This window comes from Alkalihalobacterium sp. TH-98, assembly GCF_057473385.1.
This window is the reverse complement of sequence record NZ_JBYCKM010000035.1, coordinates 18,597-35,618: the sequence shown is the minus strand read 5'-3', so window position 1 is coordinate 35,618 and position 17,022 is coordinate 18,597. Positions and strand designations below refer to the sequence as shown.

At 37.1% G+C, this 17,022-nt stretch carries 25 protein-coding genes; 8 read left to right on the top strand and 17 right to left on the bottom strand.

Annotation, left to right across the window (positions count from 1 at the left end):
• Positions 1 to 70 precede the first annotated feature (70 nt).
• On the top strand, positions 71 to 814 hold the full coding sequence (locus AC2VNP_RS12905) for a YqcI/YcgG family protein (protein ID WP_486917716.1): 744 nt from the start codon (positions 71 to 73) through the stop codon (positions 812 to 814).
• 60 nt (positions 815 to 874) lie between these two features.
• On the opposite strand, the gene AC2VNP_RS12900 is transcribed toward AC2VNP_RS12905, so the two are convergent.
• The 8 genes from AC2VNP_RS12900 to AC2VNP_RS12865 form a co-directional block, all read right to left on the bottom strand.
• Entirely contained in the window at positions 875 to 1,639 is a 765-nt protein-coding gene (locus tag AC2VNP_RS12900; protein ID WP_486917715.1) for an ATP-binding cassette domain-containing protein, read from the bottom strand.
• A complete protein-coding gene (locus AC2VNP_RS12895) occupies positions 1,636 to 2,424 on the bottom strand; it encodes an ABC transporter permease (RefSeq protein WP_486917714.1) in 789 nt (262 codons plus the stop codon). The genes AC2VNP_RS12900 and AC2VNP_RS12895 overlap by 4 nt, the downstream gene beginning before the upstream one ends.
• Positions 2,425 to 2,520: 96 nt before the next feature.
• Positions 2,521 to 3,342 carry a molybdate ABC transporter substrate-binding protein gene (modA, locus tag AC2VNP_RS12890; protein WP_486917713.1) on the bottom strand — a complete coding sequence of 274 codons (822 nt, stop codon included), beginning with the start codon at positions 3,340 to 3,342 and terminating at the stop codon, positions 2,521 to 2,523.
• The gene (locus tag AC2VNP_RS12885) at positions 3,335 to 3,817 is read right to left on the bottom strand and encodes a nitrous oxide reductase accessory protein NosL (RefSeq protein WP_486917712.1); all 483 of its coding nucleotides are present in this window, start codon (positions 3,815 to 3,817) and stop codon (positions 3,335 to 3,337) included. The genes modA and AC2VNP_RS12885 overlap by 8 nt, the downstream gene beginning before the upstream one ends.
• Before the next feature lie 268 nt (positions 3,818 to 4,085).
• Positions 4,086 to 4,418: an ArsR/SmtB family transcription factor gene (locus AC2VNP_RS12880; protein ID WP_486917711.1), complete on the bottom strand. Its 333-nt coding sequence runs from the start codon at positions 4,416 to 4,418 to the stop codon at positions 4,086 to 4,088.
• Positions 4,418 to 4,849, bottom strand: coding sequence for an SRPBCC family protein (locus tag AC2VNP_RS12875; RefSeq protein WP_486917749.1), 432 nt, complete (start codon positions 4,847 to 4,849; stop codon positions 4,418 to 4,420). Before AC2VNP_RS12875 ends, AC2VNP_RS12880 begins: the two co-directional genes overlap by 1 nt.
• A 159-nt stretch (positions 4,850 to 5,008) precedes the next feature.
• On the bottom strand, positions 5,009 to 5,239 hold the full coding sequence (locus AC2VNP_RS12870; RefSeq protein ID WP_275120243.1) for a DUF1450 domain-containing protein: 231 nt from the start codon (positions 5,237 to 5,239) through the stop codon (positions 5,009 to 5,011).
• A gap of 112 nt (positions 5,240 to 5,351) precedes the next feature.
• Positions 5,352 to 5,810: a GNAT family N-acetyltransferase gene (locus AC2VNP_RS12865; protein WP_486917710.1), complete on the bottom strand. Its 459-nt coding sequence runs from the start codon at positions 5,808 to 5,810 to the stop codon at positions 5,352 to 5,354.
• A 165-nt stretch (positions 5,811 to 5,975) separates the two neighbouring features.
• Between AC2VNP_RS12865 and AC2VNP_RS12860 the strand changes: the two genes are divergently transcribed.
• The 5 genes from AC2VNP_RS12860 (at position 5,976) to AC2VNP_RS12840 (ending at position 9,182) form a co-directional block, all read left to right on the top strand.
• Positions 5,976 to 6,284 (top strand): PadR family transcriptional regulator, encoded by a 309-nt coding sequence (locus AC2VNP_RS12860; protein WP_486917709.1) that lies wholly within the window; start codon positions 5,976 to 5,978, stop codon positions 6,282 to 6,284.
• Positions 6,285 to 6,299: 15 nt separating this feature from the next.
• Positions 6,300 to 7,493 (top strand): chromate transporter, encoded by a 1,194-nt coding sequence (locus AC2VNP_RS12855; RefSeq protein ID WP_486917708.1) that lies wholly within the window; start codon positions 6,300 to 6,302, stop codon positions 7,491 to 7,493.
• Between the two features lie 131 nt (positions 7,494 to 7,624).
• Positions 7,625 to 7,948 carry a hypothetical protein gene (locus AC2VNP_RS12850; RefSeq protein ID WP_486917707.1) on the top strand — a complete coding sequence of 108 codons (324 nt, stop codon included), beginning with the start codon at positions 7,625 to 7,627 and terminating at the stop codon, positions 7,946 to 7,948.
• Between the two features lie 25 nt (positions 7,949 to 7,973).
• Positions 7,974 to 8,111: a hypothetical protein gene (locus AC2VNP_RS12845; RefSeq protein WP_275120239.1), complete on the top strand. Its 138-nt coding sequence runs from the start codon at positions 7,974 to 7,976 to the stop codon at positions 8,109 to 8,111.
• A gap of 132 nt (positions 8,112 to 8,243) precedes the next feature.
• Positions 8,244 to 9,182 (top strand): arsenic resistance protein, encoded by a 939-nt coding sequence (locus tag AC2VNP_RS12840; protein WP_486917706.1) that lies wholly within the window; start codon positions 8,244 to 8,246, stop codon positions 9,180 to 9,182.
• A gap of 106 nt (positions 9,183 to 9,288) precedes the next feature.
• On the opposite strand, the gene AC2VNP_RS12835 is transcribed toward AC2VNP_RS12840, so the two are convergent.
• The 4 genes from AC2VNP_RS12835 to AC2VNP_RS12820 form a co-directional block, all read right to left on the bottom strand.
• Positions 9,289 to 10,017 carry a P-II family nitrogen regulator gene (locus AC2VNP_RS12835; RefSeq protein ID WP_486917705.1) on the bottom strand — a complete coding sequence of 243 codons (729 nt, stop codon included), beginning with the start codon at positions 10,015 to 10,017 and terminating at the stop codon, positions 9,289 to 9,291.
• Entirely contained in the window at positions 9,995 to 10,744 is a 750-nt protein-coding gene (locus AC2VNP_RS12830) for a DUF1538 domain-containing protein (protein WP_486917704.1), read from the bottom strand. Before AC2VNP_RS12830 ends, AC2VNP_RS12835 begins: the two co-directional genes overlap by 23 nt.
• Positions 10,741 to 11,433, bottom strand: a complete 693-nt coding sequence (locus AC2VNP_RS12825) for a DUF1538 domain-containing protein (protein ID WP_486917703.1) — start codon at positions 11,431 to 11,433, stop codon at positions 10,741 to 10,743. The genes AC2VNP_RS12830 and AC2VNP_RS12825 overlap by 4 nt, the downstream gene beginning before the upstream one ends.
• A 404-nt stretch (positions 11,434 to 11,837) precedes the next feature.
• Entirely contained in the window at positions 11,838 to 12,428 is a 591-nt protein-coding gene (locus tag AC2VNP_RS12820; RefSeq protein ID WP_486917702.1) for a CBO0543 family protein, read from the bottom strand.
• Between the two features lie 244 nt (positions 12,429 to 12,672).
• Between AC2VNP_RS12820 and AC2VNP_RS12815 the strand changes: the two genes are divergently transcribed.
• Entirely contained in the window at positions 12,673 to 13,575 is a 903-nt protein-coding gene (locus AC2VNP_RS12815) for a vanadium-dependent haloperoxidase (RefSeq protein ID WP_486917748.1), read from the top strand.
• 57 nt (positions 13,576 to 13,632) lie between these two features.
• Here the strand turns inward: AC2VNP_RS12815 and AC2VNP_RS12810 are convergent, their stop codons facing one another.
• Entirely contained in the window at positions 13,633 to 14,535 is a 903-nt protein-coding gene (locus AC2VNP_RS12810; protein WP_486917701.1) for an ABC transporter substrate-binding protein, read from the bottom strand.
• Between the two features lie 169 nt (positions 14,536 to 14,704).
• On the opposite strand from AC2VNP_RS12810, the gene AC2VNP_RS12805 reads away from it, so the two are divergent.
• Positions 14,705 to 14,842, top strand: coding sequence for a YflJ family protein (locus AC2VNP_RS12805; RefSeq protein ID WP_486917700.1), 138 nt, complete (start codon positions 14,705 to 14,707; stop codon positions 14,840 to 14,842).
• A gap of 117 nt (positions 14,843 to 14,959) precedes the next feature.
• Here the strand turns inward: AC2VNP_RS12805 and AC2VNP_RS12800 are convergent, their stop codons facing one another.
• The 4 genes from AC2VNP_RS12800 to AC2VNP_RS12785 all read right to left on the bottom strand — a co-directional run bounded on the left by AC2VNP_RS12800 (position 14,960) and on the right by AC2VNP_RS12785 (position 16,700).
• A complete protein-coding gene (locus AC2VNP_RS12800; RefSeq protein WP_486917699.1) occupies positions 14,960 to 15,589 on the bottom strand; it encodes a TetR/AcrR family transcriptional regulator in 630 nt (209 codons plus the stop codon).
• Between the two features lie 36 nt (positions 15,590 to 15,625).
• Entirely contained in the window at positions 15,626 to 15,982 is a 357-nt protein-coding gene (locus AC2VNP_RS12795) for a MaoC/PaaZ C-terminal domain-containing protein (RefSeq protein ID WP_486917698.1), read from the bottom strand.
• Entirely contained in the window at positions 15,979 to 16,431 is a 453-nt protein-coding gene (locus AC2VNP_RS12790) for an FAS1-like dehydratase domain-containing protein (protein WP_486917697.1), read from the bottom strand. The genes AC2VNP_RS12795 and AC2VNP_RS12790 overlap by 4 nt, the downstream gene beginning before the upstream one ends.
• A gap of 92 nt (positions 16,432 to 16,523) precedes the next feature.
• Entirely contained in the window at positions 16,524 to 16,700 is a 177-nt protein-coding gene (locus AC2VNP_RS12785) for an ATP-binding protein (RefSeq protein WP_486917747.1), read from the bottom strand.
• Positions 16,701 to 17,022 lie beyond the last annotated feature (322 nt).

Sequence of the window (17,022 nt, the reverse complement as noted above, 5' to 3'; positions counted from 1 at the left end):
CATAGTAAACCAGGACAATCACCTAACCAACAATTTTGCCATAGGCTAAATGAGGTTAGGAGTGAATATCATGAATTTATTAACGACAAAAGAAAAAGCACAACATCATCTGAACGGATGGAAATTAAATGCGATACAACATTTTGAGGAGAAAATGACGAATCGCCAGCACCTCTTTCCATGTATTCCTGCAACTCAAGCTTTTGCACTTAGTCATTTACGATATGGTTTTGTTGGTCATCCTGATGAAGACTTTACTTCATATGAACTGGCTCAAGTATTAAAAGAGTACTCAGAGAATTATCGACAATTTGGTAAATATACAACTCTCATCGTATTTTTTAAAGGTTCACATGAAGAAAATGTTACCGTTGAAGAATATGAACAAAAATATTGGAATTTATTAAACAAAGTAACCGAGCTAGATGAAAAACATTGGCCTGAACATATTCCACAAGATCCCCATGAAAATGAGTGGGAATTCTGCTTTCATGGTGAACCCTATTTTATGTACTGTGCAACACCAGCCCATACACATAGAAACAGTCGATCATTTCCTTACTTTATGATGGCCATTACTCCAAGATGGGTACTTCAACAATTTAATGCTTCTCCTGATTATGCAGAAAAAATGAAAACCCAAATTCGGAAACGTCTTGCAGCCTATGACCACATTGAAGCTCATCCAGAATTAAAGAAGTATGGTGAGGATGATAATTATGAATGGAAGCAGTATTTCCTTCATGATGACGAAACGGCTCTTTCTAAATGCCCATTCCATCGCGCACAACATCTGATGAATAAAAAGAAGTAATCATTAATTAGACAAGGATAGGAAAGAAGCTTTACTCTTTTCCTATCCTATTTCGAGCGATTACACACCAGCGGCTTTGACTGGACGATGTCTATCATTAAGTACGGCCTTCATTTGGTCTAAGCAAACAAACTCAGAAACAAATGGAGTCGCTGGCTTTTCAAAAAAATGTTCCTTCGAAGAAAACTGCTCAATATGCCCGTTGTTTAACAACATTACTTTATTAGAAAGAGCCATCGCTTCCGTAAAATCATGGGTGACATGAATAATCGTCACATTTTCATCAAGATGAATTGACCGAAAAAGATCGTAAAGCTCTAGTCTAGTTTTAGGATCAAGAGCTGAAATCGGTTCATCTAATAATAGAAGTTTCGGCTTCATCAGAAGGGCTCTTGCTAACGACACGCGTTGTTTTTCTCCCCCGCTTAATCTCTGTGGTTTACGGTCTAAAAGATGGTCAATTTTCATCTTTTCTGTTAAGTCTCTCATTCGAGCAATAATATGGCTGTCACGTTTTTCTTCTTTTGCCGCAAATAATATATTTTCTTTTACTGTGAAAAAAGGGTAAAGAAAGCTATCTTGATAGGCAAAACCGATCTTCCTTTTTTCAACTGGTGTGTTCGTTATTTCTTCCCCATTTATATATATACGACCGTGATCAACTTTGGTTAATCCTACAATGCTTTCAAGCAACAGGGTTTTTCCACATCCTGTCGGCCCCATTACCACTAAATAATCATTAGGTTGCAGAGTAAAGTCAATATTCTTAAGAGCGAACTTTTCGTAAGTAACACTCAATTGTTCTATTTTTAAATGCAGGCTCATTGTCTCTCATCCTTCCCCTCAAACATTCGAATGACTGTAAGAATGATGATTGCAATTAATATCATCACTATTGAAATCGCAACTGAAAATTGAATTTCACCTATCGACATCTTTAAAAAAATTGCAATACTGACCGTTTCTGTTTTGAATTTTGTCATTCCTGCAACCATTGATATGGCTCCAAATTCCCCCATAGCCCTTGCCCAAGCCATGATGACCCCACTCCAAATCCCAGATTTCGCCATTGGTAAGGATGTTCGTAAAAATACTTGGAATGGACTATAACCAAGGGTTGCCGCTACTTTCTCAAACCGTGCATCATAGCTAGAAAAGGCTTGCTGACACGCTCTCACAGCTAAAGGTAATCCAATTACGACTTGGGCAATGATCACCCCAACTGGTGTAAAAACAACACGCACGCCAAGCGTGTTCAAGAAATCACTAGTTAACGGCCCAAAAAATAATAATAAGGCCACACCCGTTACTAAAGACGGAAGAATTAACGGTAAATCAAAAAGTGAACTAATGATATTTTTCAAAGGAAAAGAAACCTTTTCTAAAACGTAGCCAACAGGAATGGCGATAATCGCTATAATGGCTGCGCTAATCAATGAAGTCACCAACGTAAAAACGATCGCAAAATGAAATTCTTTATCTTGGATTGTTGTAATAAAAGCAAATAGATCTACATAAAAAAATAAACCAATATAGACAGAGAATAAAAATAATGCCGTGAGTATATATATCGTGATAAAGCTTTTCGTTAATAATTGATTTGTACGCATAATTCTCCTCACTTCTATCTTGGGTATTATCATTTACACGGATCAGAAATATAAGAACGATCTATCGAAACGATTGGATCGTTCTTCTTCCCCTAGTTACTGATGAATTTCACCTTTGATGTTATATCCATGATATTGAAATACGGCAGGTGCTTCTTTTTCTAAAAACTGAAGAAATTCAGTCGCTGCTTCTTTTTGCTCAGAATAGGAGATGACCGTACCCATAAATGCATGAAGGACATTTAGATCTGGATCAATCTGTGCAGCATCTAACTTTTCACGATTTTTTTGAAATGCCGCTAGTTCACTGATTGCAGCGTCAACTTCTCCCGACATTATCGCCATAACAGCTTCAGAACCTGTTTGCGCTGTTATAATCTCATTCTTTTCTACTTGTTCTGTTATTCCTAATTCTTCAAACATCTCGTACGCTGATTGTCCGAGTGGTGTTCCTTCACGATTAGGAATTGCGATCGTTAAACCTGATTGCGCAAGATCTTCAATACTTACAATGTTTTTTGGGTTATCCTTTGCTACGAGAATGATTGGGGTATGAAAAGCAAGTGGACCAAATACATCATCTTCAACATGGCCTGCTTCTTTCATCGAATCAATGACCCGTTGCGACCCTGGAATAAATATATCACCTTGCTTACTCATCTCCAGCTGACCGACTAATCCCGCATTATTGTTATAATTCACTTCTACTTTTACACCCGTTTGTTCTTCATACATTTCAATTAGTTCATCCATCGGCTGAGCAAGACCTGCCCCGATTAGGGCTTGAAGCGTAATGTCTTCATTGACTTTTTCATTTTCGTGATCAGATGAAGAGCTATCATTCGAACCACATGCAGCAACTGTCATCATTGTAAAAGCTAGTAATAATGCAAAAATAAATCCTTTTCTCTTAGTCATTTTTTATCCCCCATTTTGTTCCTACTAAATTTTGTTGAAAGTTATATCCGAATTGCCGTTCGAAGTGATGATCGAAAAACTCATTAAACGTGAACATATCGCCTGCCCCATTTTCATCCATAAATCGATAAGCTTCATCTACATCTTTAAAGATGTTAATCCCATAGCCCATCGGTGTTTGAATGGATGCATCATAGACAAAATAAGCATCTTCAATTTCTAACCACTCCAACGTATGATAATCACGTACATATTGGACCGCAATCTCTCGGTCACTATATTGCTTTAACCACTGATAATGACAGCCAATATCATCAAACATAAAGTATTGGCCATTGGTCAGATGAATTTGCGTGGCATATTGGTTATCACCCATGACCATATTGCACTCATTGCATATGTCGACCCCTTCTGAAATTTGATAAGGTTCGTACTCTTTTTCTACACAAGCACTTAGCATTAGAAGAAGCGCCATACATCCAATAAAGAAGAAACTATAGTGTCTCGTAGTAACCCCCTCCTTTTGTTGATACTTTTAAAGTAATCGATAATTTTGAGAGCTTTGTGAAATGTAAATTCTGTTCACGATTTTGTCAAAATACCCTATAATGTATAAAAATTAGGACCTGTTTAAAAAAACAAAAAGACTAGCTTTGGTTACAAATGTAACTCGAGCTAGTCTCTAATATTATATAAATATTGCATGTCCTACTTTACTCTTCTAATGAGAGATCAAACTACATTTACTTCTCGCCATCCCTATCTTTTTCGACGACATGTTTTAGCATCGCTATCTTATTATCCCAAAACTGCTCGTAAAAAGATAACCATTTCTTTAACTCTAGTAATGCATCTGCCTGGAGTTTGTAGCGAGATTCTCTTCCTATTTTTGAAACACTGACAAGGTTGGCTTCTGATAAAATACGTAAATGCTTAGAAACGGCTGTCCGACTAATTGGAAAGTGTTGACTAATCATTGTGACAGGCATTTCTCCATCGGCTAACAATCTCAGCATTTTTCTCCTTGATGGATCAGCAATTGCTTGAAACACATCATGTTTTTGTTCTAGCGCCATTACCCTTCCACTACTTTACGCAATGCTTCATGAACAATTGAATCCCACCCATTGTTCATCCGGTCGCTGATTTCAGCATTCGTCTGATCTGGTCCTGGGCCAGGAACGATTTCATCTGGTGCTCCCCAACCTGAATGGACCAACGTAAATTCAGTTTGATCCCCTAAATCTTTAAGTTCAAAAGAAACTTTCCAGCCAGCTTCGCCCCATGAAAACACTAATCGGTTTGGCGGATTTAATTCTAAAACTTTACAAGGAGTCGGACCAAACGGTGATTGAATCGTAAATTCATAGCCTAACTCTTGTTTAAAATCATTAGGCATAAACCATGAGTCAATGCCTTCAGATGTTGCAACTGCATCCCAAACTTTCTCGATCTTTGCATTAAAAACGGCTTGTTTACGAATATCTAAAGTTGATGTCATTTTTATTCCTCCAGTATGTAAATACGAAACCATAAAGTTTCATATTTAGTTTACGACACCTTTTAGTTTCATGTCAAATACTCCAACAATCTCTATATGCACCTTTCAACTATCACATCTAACTCACTCTTACTGTCGTTTAATATTATCTAAATGCAACCTCGGTTACTTAGCTTTTTTCAATATCTGCTTATTTAATTTCGCATATAGTTCATCGTCTGTATCACATTTAACGATTTTCTTTCCGTCAATCAAACTAAAAGGACAACGTTTACATGTTTTGCATTCACCAATGCAGCCCTTTCGTTTCACGGTGATGTCTGGATACTTTTCTTTTATATGTTTAAACACTTTTTTAGATACATCATTTTCTTTACAAAAGTAGATCTTCTTCATATGTACGTCCACCTCTTAGAAGTAACTAATTGATAATTATAATCATTATCACTATCTACATCATATCAAAAGTGGTTACATCCGTCAGCATATTTTTATCAGATTTCAGGGTTTATTTTTCTGCAATTCTTTTTAAATTTGTGATGGATAACCTGTTATTTACCTTTACTTCATTTAACACTTGAAACCCATTTCTTTTATAAAAATTTATTGCAGGAGTATTCCCCGTTCCAGTAGAAACAATCCACTCACGTATTGCAGGCTCACACTCTTCAAAGTGGGTCAATAATGCTTGTGCAATGCCTCTTCTAAAGTACTCAGGGTGAACCATCAAACGGTGAATATCTAGTATATCTATTGACGTTTTGTAAGCGATCGCCCCGACTACTTTTTCCTCTATAACATATCCTAAAAAGATTTCACCGCATTGTTGGAGGTCTTGAACGGTTTCTTTTAAAGGCGGGAGATCCAAATAACCAATGATGTTACCTTCTACTTCATAGGCTTTTTTCTGCAAGTCGTAAATCCCAGCCGCAATATGTGGCTCTGTAATATCTAACTTTAGGATCATGTACACATCTCTCCCTGTTCAGATGAGTTGCTTTGTAAATATCATATTAAAAATGTAAATTTACTATGTTTTATTTCGGCAAGCTGTTGTTTCTCTTTTTTTATTTTGTTATTTTTATAATATCGGTTTTCGATATTGGCAAACAATAATGAAAGGAGCTTACGATTGGAGGATAAAGTTTTACGAAAGTTATTTCTAGGGTTTATTCAGATACATATTTTACATCATGCCAAAGAGCATCCGATTTTTGGTTTGTGGATGTTAGAAGAGCTGAAAGAACACGGTTATAACATAAGCGCAGGTACATTATACCCTATCCTTCACAGCATGGAAAAGGACGGTCTCTTACATAAAGAGGATCGAAATGTTGAAGGTAAAATTCGCAAGTATTACTCAACGACTGAAAAAGGTGAAACCTTACTCGTTGAAGCAAGAAACAAAGCCTATGAGCTTTTTAAAGAAATTAGAGATTAACAAGAGGTGAAAAAGATGTCCAATCAAAAGGAAAACAAATTAAAAACGCTGTTAGAAGTGTTACTCGTCTCGACTCGACTAGGTTTCACTTCATTCGGTGGTCCAATTGCTCATTTGGGCTATTTTCACGAAGAGTACGTTCGGAGAAGAAAATGGATGGATGAAAAAAGCTATGCTGACCTTGTAGCTTTATGTCAGTTTCTACCTGGACCAGCAAGTAGCCAGGTAGGCATCGGAATTGGCGTCATGCGGGCTGGTTTATTTGGAGGAATATTAGCTTTTCTTGGCTTTACCCTTCCTTCCGTTATCGCCCTCATAATATTTGCCGTTCTTCTCAATCAGTTAGGGTTTGCTGACTACGGATGGATCCACGGGTTAAAAATTGTTGCGGTTGTCGTTGTAGCGCATGCAATTCTCGGGATGGCAAAGAACTTAACGCCAGACTTACAACGACGAACGATTGCGTTATTTGCAATTGTCCTCACTTTACTCTGGCAAACGGCATTTACTCAAGTTGGAATTATTATTTTAGCTGGATTTATCGGTTATTTAATATATAAACAGCAAACCATTGATGATGCTCCATCGAGTTCAAAGTTTCCGATTTCTCGTCGCTTTGCTTACGGATGTTTAACGCTTTTCTTTGGATTACTCATACTTCTTCCCATTCTGAGAGAAGCTACTGCGATCAATTGGATTGCAATGTTTGATAGTTTTTACCGCTCTGGAGCACTTGTATTTGGTGGCGGCCATGTCGTCTTACCATTACTCGAACGTGAATTTGTACCAACAGGGTGGTTAACAGAAGAACAATTTTTAGCAGGTTACGGTGCAGCCCAAGCCGTACCGGGACCGTTATTTACATTCGCGGCTTACATCGGAGCTGTCATTAACGGCTGGCAAGGCGGATTGTTAGCCACCGTTGCCATCTTTTTACCTGCATTCCTACTGATTTTAGGAACATTGCCATTTTGGGATACATTGCGCCGCAACCCGAAAATCAAAGGAGCATTAATGGGTGTTAATGCTGCAGTTGTCGGCATTTTAATCGCTGCCCTTTACCATCCAATCTGGACGAGTTCGATCTTATCGGCTGTTGATTTTGCTTTTGCTGCGGTCCTATTCAGCATGTTAGTATTCTGGAAACTGCCTCCTTGGGTGATTGTATTAACAGGTGCATTCGGCGGTTTTTTGTTATCTTTACTATAGCTATAAAATGGAGTGAGCCCAATGTGGACTCGCTCTTTTCTCTGTACACTCTGTTTATTAACTGAACTTTAAACTAATACATTTACAATAAATACACATACTAAGTATAAAATGTAAAATGGAGTTTATAGATGAGACACATCGTATTCATTTTCATCGTTTTATTTAGCCTTAGTCATTCTTTTTATGAACTAGAAAATCATGTGATAAACAATAACGACCCTCTTGTAATCTTAATGCCAAGTTCGCCTGACCTAAATAACAGCTGGTTTGAGAGCGAACATTCATTTAAAGGATGCGTTCTTTACATCTCATATTTTCTATCTTATCTACTTTATGTATTGCCGAACAAACAACTGTTTCAAGCCACAGTTGAAAAATTAAAAACGATAGCAAACTTACTTACAATCAAGTTTCAAAGTACATTCATCCTTCAGATTTTAATTCATTCATAAATTAAAATCTGAAGGAGATGTCAAAATGGAATCGAATAAAAGAGCAAAATTACCACCTGAAATTAGAGACCCAATTATGAGCATCGTTATTTCTATCATTTTAATGACGATCGTGTTTTTATTTGCGCATTTTGTATTAGGGCTGGAAGTCTTCCCTGATTAACCTATTATAAAAAGCCCCTGACTCCCGGTAACGAGGTCAGGGGCACTTTTCTTATAGTTACAATTTTTCTCAACACCAATCATATGGTAATATGAGAATACCTACGAATAGAACAGTTGGTGCAAAACGTTTATGAACTTATTTGAAAAATTATATTCACTTGTCATTTTTATAGCTGTTGTTATTGGGTTACTATTAGGGCAGCTCGATGTTGTTAGCGGACGTGCTGAGGCGTTCATTGTTCCGTTATTAGTCGCCATGCTCTATATTACTTTTTTACAAATACCCGTAGAAAATATAAAAGCATCTATTAAAAACAAGAAGTTTACCACTATTTCTTTGTTAATTAATTTTATTTGGGTACCGATCCTCGCTTGGCTCCTAGCCTTAGCTTTCTTATCCAACCATCCAGCTTTGTACATTGGATTTATAATGTTAATGGTCACACCATGTACGGATTGGTACTTAATCTTTACAAGCATTGCAAGAGGTAACGTTGCGCTATCGACTGCAATTTTGCCGTTAAATTTGATATTTCAAATCCTATTACTCCCGCTTTTTCTCCTTCTATTTGGTGGTACGACCGGTGTTGTGGAGTGGTCTTTCTTATTAGAGAGCGTTCTACTCATTTTATTCATTCCTTTTATTGGAGCGTTACTGACAAAGGCACTGTTACGAAAAAAGCAGCACATCAAAGAAAGTTTCTTTTCTTCGATTAGCTTGTTGCCGATGATTTTTCTAAGTCTGGCGATTGTTGCTATGTTCTCAGCTCACGGTCAATTGCTTTTTAATCATATCGATTTATTATGGAAAATTACAATCCCGATCTTATGCTTTTTTGTGATTAACTTTATGATTGGGCAAAAAATCGGGAAACTCATGAACCTGTGCTATGCAGATCGAGCTAGTCTAAGCCTGACAACACTAGCACGAAACTCTCCCATTGCTTTAGCGATTGCCATGACTGCCTTCCCAGATGAACCGTTAATTGCTCTCACTTTAGTAATTGGACCTTTGTTGGAGTTACCTATATTAGCGCTCATTTCTCAAGTATTGTTATTACGAAGATAACAGAGGATACTTAACCTGATATAACGACACACAAATGAATACACAAAAAAATCCAGTCATCGCTAAGACTGGATTTTTTTGTGTATAAAAATACAATTTAACGTATCTAGTTATTGAACTTTTCGTTAACCATTTCATTCAAGATATGATTAATACCGACCGTACGTTCCACATCTAGTACAAAGGCAATTCCCTTACCCGGCTCATCTAAATGTGCTTCTTTCATAATCATCGTCAATACGTCGTCTGTCTTTTCTCGGTCAATTAACGTAAGTACGATTTCTTTTTCTGGCTCAATTAAGATATTAAAAAATTTTGCCTGTTCATGAATGCCTGTGCCTCGACCTGTTAGGATCGTACCTCCTTCTGCCCCTGCTTTTTTTGAAGCTTCTACTACTTTATCGGAATCACCTTTATTAATAATGGTTACAATGAGTTCATAGTGTATCGTTTGGTTTGGCATAGGTATATTCCTCTCTTCCTCCATTGCTGGATTATTTTCTATTGGTACATTTAATAAATGACAAATTCCGCCGACATGCTTTAGATCAATGATCATTCCGAGACCTTTTCCAGGCTCATTTATTTTACAATCGTTAACAATCGTTCGAACTACATTGTCCATTATATTAGTAGAAGCAAGGGTTAATATTACCTCTTTCTCTGGCTCTACCGGAATTCCTAAGAAGGTTTTATTTTCATGGATACCAGTACCTTTTCCTAGTAAAATTGTGCCACCTTCTGCCCCTGCTTTTTTAGTTGCTTTTATTATATTTTTCGCTTGCCCTTTTTTTACAACTGTAATCATTAACTTATGCTTCAGATTTAACTTCATCCTTACCTTTACCTCCTTTGCGCTCATACAAGACACCTAATGTCAATACCGATAAGATCGGTGATAACGCAACGAGTGCAATCATACCAAATCCATCAATAAGCGGGTCCCTTCCTTCAATGACTGATGCTACTCCGACAGCAATGGCTAAAATAAATGTTACTGTCATCGGGCCTGTTGCTACCCCGCCAGAGTCAAAGGCAATCGATGTAAACGTCTTCGAAGAAAAGAACATCATTATAATAACAATTAAATAACCTGGGATAACAAAATACCATAATGGAATTCCAACTAAAATCCGCACCATCGAAACAGCAATTGAAACGGCAACACCGATCGAGAGGGTGTAGAGCATAATTTTCTGTGAAATATATCCACCAGAAACCTTTTCAACTTCATGGTTTAGTATACGTACAGCAGGTTCTGCGAATGTAGCAACAAAGCCTAGTACAAAGCCTATCGGGATAAGCACCCAATTATACGATAAACTGCCTAACGTTTCGCCAATCAACTCGCCGGCTGGGAAAAAACCAACATGAACTCCTTGCAGAAAAAGTGCGAGCCCAAAAAAAGAAAGTATAAACCCTTTCCCGATATTTATAATCTTTTGCTTTTCTAATTTTAGAAAGAAAAATTGAAAGATTAGAAAGAAAATAATCAATGGAAGTAAAGCAAATGTTACTTCAAGTAATACATGACCAAAACCTTCGAAAATGTTAATTTTCATCCGTAAATCACTCCTAATAACAAGACAGCCAAGATCGGCCCAATCGAAGCAAGTGCAACTAATCCAAAACTGTCACTAGAAGACGTCTTACCCCTTAATACAGATGCTACCCCTACTCCGAGAGCTAAAATAAATGGAACAGTCATAGGCCCCGTTGTAACCCCGCCCGCATCAAAAGATATTGGTATAAAATGAGCCGGGGTAAATGCAGCTAATAAAAACACAAGACCGTAGCCACCTACAAGCAACCACTTGATCGAAATGTTAAAGACGATGCGTAACATCGCTAATGCTACAAAAATCCCAACACCGAGAGCAACGGAATAAACTAAAATATTACGCGATATTTCACCATTAGATACTTGATCAATTTGTAAGGCAAGTACACGGACATCTGGTTCTGCAACTGTAACGACAAAACCTAGCAAAAACCCAAAGAATAAAATCAAGCCGATTTTTTTCGTTTTCGGCAACGCCGAACCTACCATTTCACCTACCGGTAGTAATCCAATATGTACACCTAATAAAAATAAAATTAACCCTAAGCTTACCATGACAACCCCTGCTAGGAATTGAAAAAACACTTCCATAGGAAGCCATATCAAAGTAAATTGTAAAATAACAATAACGAGTGTTATAGGTAAAATTGCATATACAACTTCTTTCACTGTATCTCTTATATCCTGCATCTAGTTCTCCCCTCGTAACTTTCACTGCCATTCTTTTTAGTTTATTTCTTTTTCTCTATATTAAATACCTCTTTTATTATAGTTGAAACTCTTCAACAAAAAATAAGGTTAGATCACATAATTTGACAATCCGATGAAAAGTACTATTGAATTTTCTTTAAAACTACATTGAACATAACTTGATTTACAATTATAAAAGTATTGGGGAGCGTACCTAGAATAGTAATTTCCATAAAAAACAAGTTGTCTTTCTAGAATAATCATGATATATTAATAAAGCGATGAGCTCATTGTGTAAGCCGATAAACACGCCTTTTGGCAATGCACTATGTGGAGTGCAGTTTATCGCCTCAATACGCGAAGACGACGTCCTTTGGGCGTCGTCTTCTTTTTATCTGCTGATATTAAAACTTATTAATTAATCTTTTGTAATATTTGTCCTTGTTCAATAAGTTTAACTTTCTTACTCCTAAAACGATCGGCCCCATCAAAAACTCATTTCGAAATGGCACCTTAAAGAAACGAATTAAGAAAATAATAGAACAAATAGACAGTACAGCTACTAGGACTGGGTTTATTAAAATTAAATAGCTGAAACTGTACATAAGAACGTACAGTACAGCTGACCACCCAAGGTTCCAACCATGCAGGAAATAAATTGCCTTAAACTTTTTTACACCCAACCACTCTATCACTGCAGAAATTGACACCCATTTGATAATGTATAAAAATTTATTGACTATTGAATTTGGAATATTGGATAAAAATAAAAGCGTAAGTAACGGCATGATGATAAAAAGATGTAAAGCCCTTACCCATCTTACACTCATGTAACTGGACTTGTAATCCCACAAAATAAAGTGCTTACATGTGTAGTAATAAAGAAAATTAAAAAAACCAACATATAGAATGCTACTGTAATGCTTCTTTATGTTCTTCCACGTTTTTCGTCTTATATTTAACACAATTAGAAAAATAGCTAATAATATATGCATTTTCTCCTCTGCCTTTTTAATGTAATTACTTGTAAATCACTAATAATTTCTCCTTAAAAAGCCTAAACATACCCTTGAAGCCCTTCTTTATTAAAAATGTGGTAGCAGGTACCTTCAACACAATAAAGCGTTGAAGGTGCCTGCTACCACATAAAGATAAACACCCATTTTTATTAGTGTGTATGCCCGATTAAGTGGTTGCACATATCATAGCTATATATGATTTAAGAGGTGAGTTGTGGAAATGAGAAGACCAGATTATCCCCTATGGACAGACATTCCTTATGCAGGTGAGACACACCCGCCGAACGATTCTGTTGAACGGTACGCAGGATCTTGGAAAACATATTTTATTAAGAAAAGTATAGTTGGAGGTTATGAAACAACAGATGGTGAAAAGGTAAGATTTGCTCTAAGACATCCCAATACGATAAATTGGGAAGAGCAATTAAACATCGTTCAAAGAGAAGTGGCTAACATAAATGACGACCGAATAGCCATCGTGAAGTATTGGGGTTCTGGGCCCCCACCGAAACAATGGTTGCCCATCGCCGATCGATTAATTGATACGTATAACGTCTCAGCCCCTCGAGCCGCAAGAATATTATCAGCACTTTTCACTGGGCTTAATGATGCATTTTGTGTGACATGGGATATGAAATATAAATTAAATGTAGCCCGTCCCAATCAACTGGATCCAAGGTTAGCGACAGTTATTTGTACGCCAAAACATCCGGCCTATCCGTCAGGACACGCCACTGTTTCAGGTACAGCTGCAGTCATTTTAAGTTACTTCTTTCCAGCCGAAAGTAGAAAAATTCATGCCTTAGCTGAAGAAGCTGCTTTATCAAGGTTATACGGTGGTATTCACTTCCCGATCGACAACGAACAAGGACTGCGTCTCGGAAGACAGATCGGTGAAATTATTGTTCAGCAACTTACAAAAGATTATGACTCCAAAGGTCATCCGATTGATACTCCTTACCGTCAATATAAAAACGCAAAACTAATGCCGCCTCCATATGAACAAGTCATCCCCTATAACTATGATACATCTTGTACCTCTTTAGTTATCGAAACAGATACACCTGATCCCAAAAAAACAACGAATATTAGTAATCTAACAAACCCTACATTATTTATATAAATAATGTAGAAAAAACCATCAGTATCATACACCCTGATGGTTTTTTTACTTTAATTACTAATAATATGAAACAACTTTACTTCTTACGCCCGCTGGTATCTCAAAATATGTTGGATGAAAAAGGGCAGCAAGCAATTCGATGCCATCCACTAACGTCGTACTTGGGCGGGTGAATAAATCTCCATCCACTATATATATCTGTTGATTTCGTACAGCACTTAATTCGCTCCATCCGTGCTTTTGTTCTAATCCGCTTACTTCTTGCATCGCACGCTCCGGTGTAAAACCGCACGGTGCAATTACGATCACTTCCGGGTTGGAAGCGACGACAGATTCCCAATCGGTTGGGCTTGAATGTCCTCCTGGATTACCCAGTGGATCATAACCTCCTGCCCTTTCAATTTGATCTGGTATCCAATGACCACAATTAAAGATAGGCTCAATCCATTCGATCAGCATTACTTTTCTAGGAAGGAGAACATTTTCTCGTAGCTTCTGAGCAATGTGCATTTCCCGCTGCTTTAACTCTCTAAGCCTTGTTTTCCCTTTCACTTCTTCCTTCAGTTCACGAGCAATCAGGAGTAAATTATCATAAATATCATCTAACCGGTGCGGAACAAGAGGGATGATTTGCGGTTTTTTGGGTAACGACTTTACGACTTCTTCTACGTAACTCGTCCCAATTTGACAGACATTACAAACGTGCTGGGTAAAAATAATATCAGGTTGTATTTCCTGTAAAAGCTCCATATCAACATAATACAGGTTTTTATCTGCATCCATATATTCTTTTACGGTATGATTGATCTCAACACTTGTTAGATTTTTCCCTTCTAAATGGGAGCGAACGACCTTAGGCCTATCACTCGGGCATTCGAAAGTCACACCATATAAATACTGTTCTAAGCCCAATTCATAAATCATACTTGTTGCTGCTGGTAAAAATGAACAAACCTTCATTGAAAAGACACCACCATTTTAAAAATTTATAGTTTGTCTACCTATTTCCCTACAGATTGTCCTAATGTTACAATGACCACCAAGTTCATCATAAAGGGAGAGACTGACTCATTTGAGCAGTTTTTCTCTTTTTTTGTTGATAATTTCCGGACTGAAAGGATGATCGCTCATGCACGTAGGAAGCAAAGGTTGGTATGTACAGAAGTTAAAGGAACGCGGGATCCGTTCTATTGATGGACGGAAACTCGAGTTGTACAAAACTCACATACTAGCAAACTTGTATCACGGTAAGACGAATTTCAAATAATTCTTTTGAGTCATGGCTTTGTCCATGGCTCTCTATTCTTATGTTCAATAGAATAATAGCAGAGTGTACTCATGTTGTAAAAACAAAAAGAGCTCAACAACTGAGCTCCCATCCCATTTATTCAGTTAATGCCAAAATGCTACCGATAATCGTTTTTGATTGGATATCTATATATTTCTCCAATGTGTACCTCTTCCGTAAAGCCCAACCTCTAAATGCCCACATATGGCCTTGTACAATAATATTATGGGTTAATAAGTAAATATCATCTTCACAAAGGGAAATATTTTCTTCTTTGAGCGCCTTTGAGAAAATACTCATAACATATTGAACAAAATCATTTTCTTTAGATAATACATACTCTAAATAAGGCTTCGGCAAAGACCGTGACTCACTATACATAATACTCGTTTCATCCCATATTTCGTTAATGACGTGAAAATATTCTTTCACAAACGACCTTATTCGATCATGACCTATAAACTGATCACTTACTCTACTTTTTAAAATCGTATTTAATTGGTCATAAAGGGACTCAAAGAATAAGTATAAAATGTCCTCTTTACTCTCTACATACTCATAAATGGCACCAAAACTCATTCCTGCATTTTCAGCAATTTCCCTCGTGGTCGTACGATGAAATCCTTTTTGTTTAAATGGTTGAATGGAAGCTTCTAATATTTGATTTCTCCTTTTTTGGATTTTCTGATTGTTCTTTACCATTGAAGGAATATGTAACTTCTTCAATCTAATTCCCCCTTTCCTTTGTTAGGCGTGCCCATTTTAAGTTAGCTCGACCAAACCTCTAAGCTTCACTTCTTCATTTCGGTTTCTTACAATTACCTCACCTGACTTTTCATCTTGAAGAGTACAAATCACTTGAACTTCCTCTCCTGGAACTGTCATTGCTGTAAACTTAACATCAAACTGTTTCACTTTGTGGATCCCAAACCATTTGCTAAGCTGTGTGCCAGTGAGTCCCATAATGAACATACCTTGGGAAATGACATCAGGAAGACCACTGTCTTTTGCTAAGACCATGTTTGTATGAATAGGATTAAAATCACCGGACGCACCAGCATACCGGACAAGCTGTTCTCGAGTAATTGTAATAAAATCGCTCGTTTTAACTTGACTCATCGACCCTCACCTCTTTCAATGACTACCGATTTGCATTCTAACAGTAACTCTTCTTTGTCATTAAAGAAAACGGTTTCAAATGAGTAGATGGAGAGACCTTTTCGTTGTTTCTCACCAACTAGAAAGGTTTTTCCAAATAAATGGTCTCCTGCAAATATCGGTTTATGATACGTATATGACTGGCTGCCATGTAAAACACGAGTTAACGTGAGGTCTAAATCAGCAATGATATCTTCAAAATCTAGCCCCTTCCACATCTCCGGTACAGTTCCAAAGGTTAATGGAACAGGTACATCTGGATATCCAGCTTTAATAGCAGCTTCCTTACTCATAAATACATCGAAATCTTGTGCGCCTGTTGCAATGGCAAATTCAGCAATCTTCCCTCGTTCCACTTCAAAGTCAAATTCTTTTAATAACCGTGGTAAGTTCAAATCTTCTTTGTCCATTTAGGGCCCCCTTACTAAAGTATGTGACTTTCCATTTTTATTTCCTTTTGTTTATTTTTAAAAGATTCAGATATTTAATCAAACACAGAGTCTCATTCATTACTTACAATAGGAAACACCAAAGTGAAACATGTTCCTTCACCGACCTTACTGTTTACTGATATTTCATCCTGCATTACTTTTATAATACTAAAAACAACCATCGTTCCAAGACCGGTCCCTTTTTCTTCGTAGTGTAATAAGGTGTTACAATTCGACTGAACTTCTATTCAGTCATGCCTACTTTAAGGCAATACTAGTACTTAATATTTCTCTTTTACCATTGTATTCTCCTTTTGTCTTTTTCATATTTTAAAAACAAGTAACATATTGCTACTCGTTTCAGACTTTTCTCAATGTGAGGGAGACAACTTCTGCCTTGCAAGACAGCCCGCTAAGTTAGTATTAGTAGGACTGCCTCATAAAAAACAACAGTTCTTGGGAAATGAACTTTCCACTATTTTATTGTCGGATTTCGATAACTTATTGTCCGATATGTACATTTATTAGCCGTTTTGTGATTATATTGTCGGATACGGACCTTTTATTTGC

Coding starts and splice junctions, on each gene's coding strand:
- AC2VNP_RS12850 (WP_486917707.1), top strand. CDS start 7,625: ATGAGACACATCGTATTCATTTTCATCGTTTTATTTAGCCTTAGTCAT.
- AC2VNP_RS12835 (WP_486917705.1), bottom strand. CDS start 10,017: ATGAAGTTAAATCTGAAGCATAAGTTAATGATTACAGTTGTAAAAAAA.
- AC2VNP_RS12895 (WP_486917714.1), bottom strand. CDS start 2,424: ATGCGTACAAATCAATTATTAACGAAAAGCTTTATCACGATATATATA.
- AC2VNP_RS12845 (WP_275120239.1), top strand. CDS start 7,974: ATGGAATCGAATAAAAGAGCAAAATTACCACCTGAAATTAGAGACCCA.
- AC2VNP_RS12880 (WP_486917711.1), bottom strand. CDS start 4,418: ATGGCGCTAGAACAAAAACATGATGTGTTTCAAGCAATTGCTGATCCA.
- AC2VNP_RS12865 (WP_486917710.1), bottom strand. CDS start 5,810: ATGATCCTAAAGTTAGATATTACAGAGCCACATATTGCGGCTGGGATT.
- AC2VNP_RS12790 (WP_486917697.1), bottom strand. CDS start 16,431: ATGGACAAAGAAGATTTGAACTTACCACGGTTATTAAAAGAATTTGAC.
- AC2VNP_RS12905 (WP_486917716.1), top strand. CDS start 71: ATGAATTTATTAACGACAAAAGAAAAAGCACAACATCATCTGAACGGA.
- AC2VNP_RS12830 (WP_486917704.1), bottom strand. CDS start 10,744: ATGAAAATTAACATTTTCGAAGGTTTTGGTCATGTATTACTTGAAGTA.
- AC2VNP_RS12840 (WP_486917706.1), top strand. CDS start 8,244: ATGAACTTATTTGAAAAATTATATTCACTTGTCATTTTTATAGCTGTT.
- modA (WP_486917713.1), bottom strand. CDS start 3,342: ATGACTAAGAGAAAAGGATTTATTTTTGCATTATTACTAGCTTTTACA.
- AC2VNP_RS12870 (WP_275120243.1), bottom strand. CDS start 5,239: ATGAAGAAGATCTACTTTTGTAAAGAAAATGATGTATCTAAAAAAGTG.
- AC2VNP_RS12900 (WP_486917715.1), bottom strand. CDS start 1,639: ATGAGCCTGCATTTAAAAATAGAACAATTGAGTGTTACTTACGAAAAG.
- AC2VNP_RS12815 (WP_486917748.1), top strand. CDS start 12,673: ATGAGAAGACCAGATTATCCCCTATGGACAGACATTCCTTATGCAGGT.
- AC2VNP_RS12885 (WP_486917712.1), bottom strand. CDS start 3,817: ATGGCGCTTCTTCTAATGCTAAGTGCTTGTGTAGAAAAAGAGTACGAA.
- AC2VNP_RS12805 (WP_486917700.1), top strand. CDS start 14,705: ATGCACGTAGGAAGCAAAGGTTGGTATGTACAGAAGTTAAAGGAACGC.
- AC2VNP_RS12825 (WP_486917703.1), bottom strand. CDS start 11,433: ATGCAGGATATAAGAGATACAGTGAAAGAAGTTGTATATGCAATTTTA.
- AC2VNP_RS12795 (WP_486917698.1), bottom strand. CDS start 15,982: ATGAGTCAAGTTAAAACGAGCGATTTTATTACAATTACTCGAGAACAG.
- AC2VNP_RS12855 (WP_486917708.1), top strand. CDS start 6,300: ATGTCCAATCAAAAGGAAAACAAATTAAAAACGCTGTTAGAAGTGTTA.
- AC2VNP_RS12820 (WP_486917702.1), bottom strand. CDS start 12,428: ATGCATATATTATTAGCTATTTTTCTAATTGTGTTAAATATAAGACGA.
- AC2VNP_RS12810 (WP_486917701.1), bottom strand. CDS start 14,535: ATGAAGGTTTGTTCATTTTTACCAGCAGCAACAAGTATGATTTATGAA.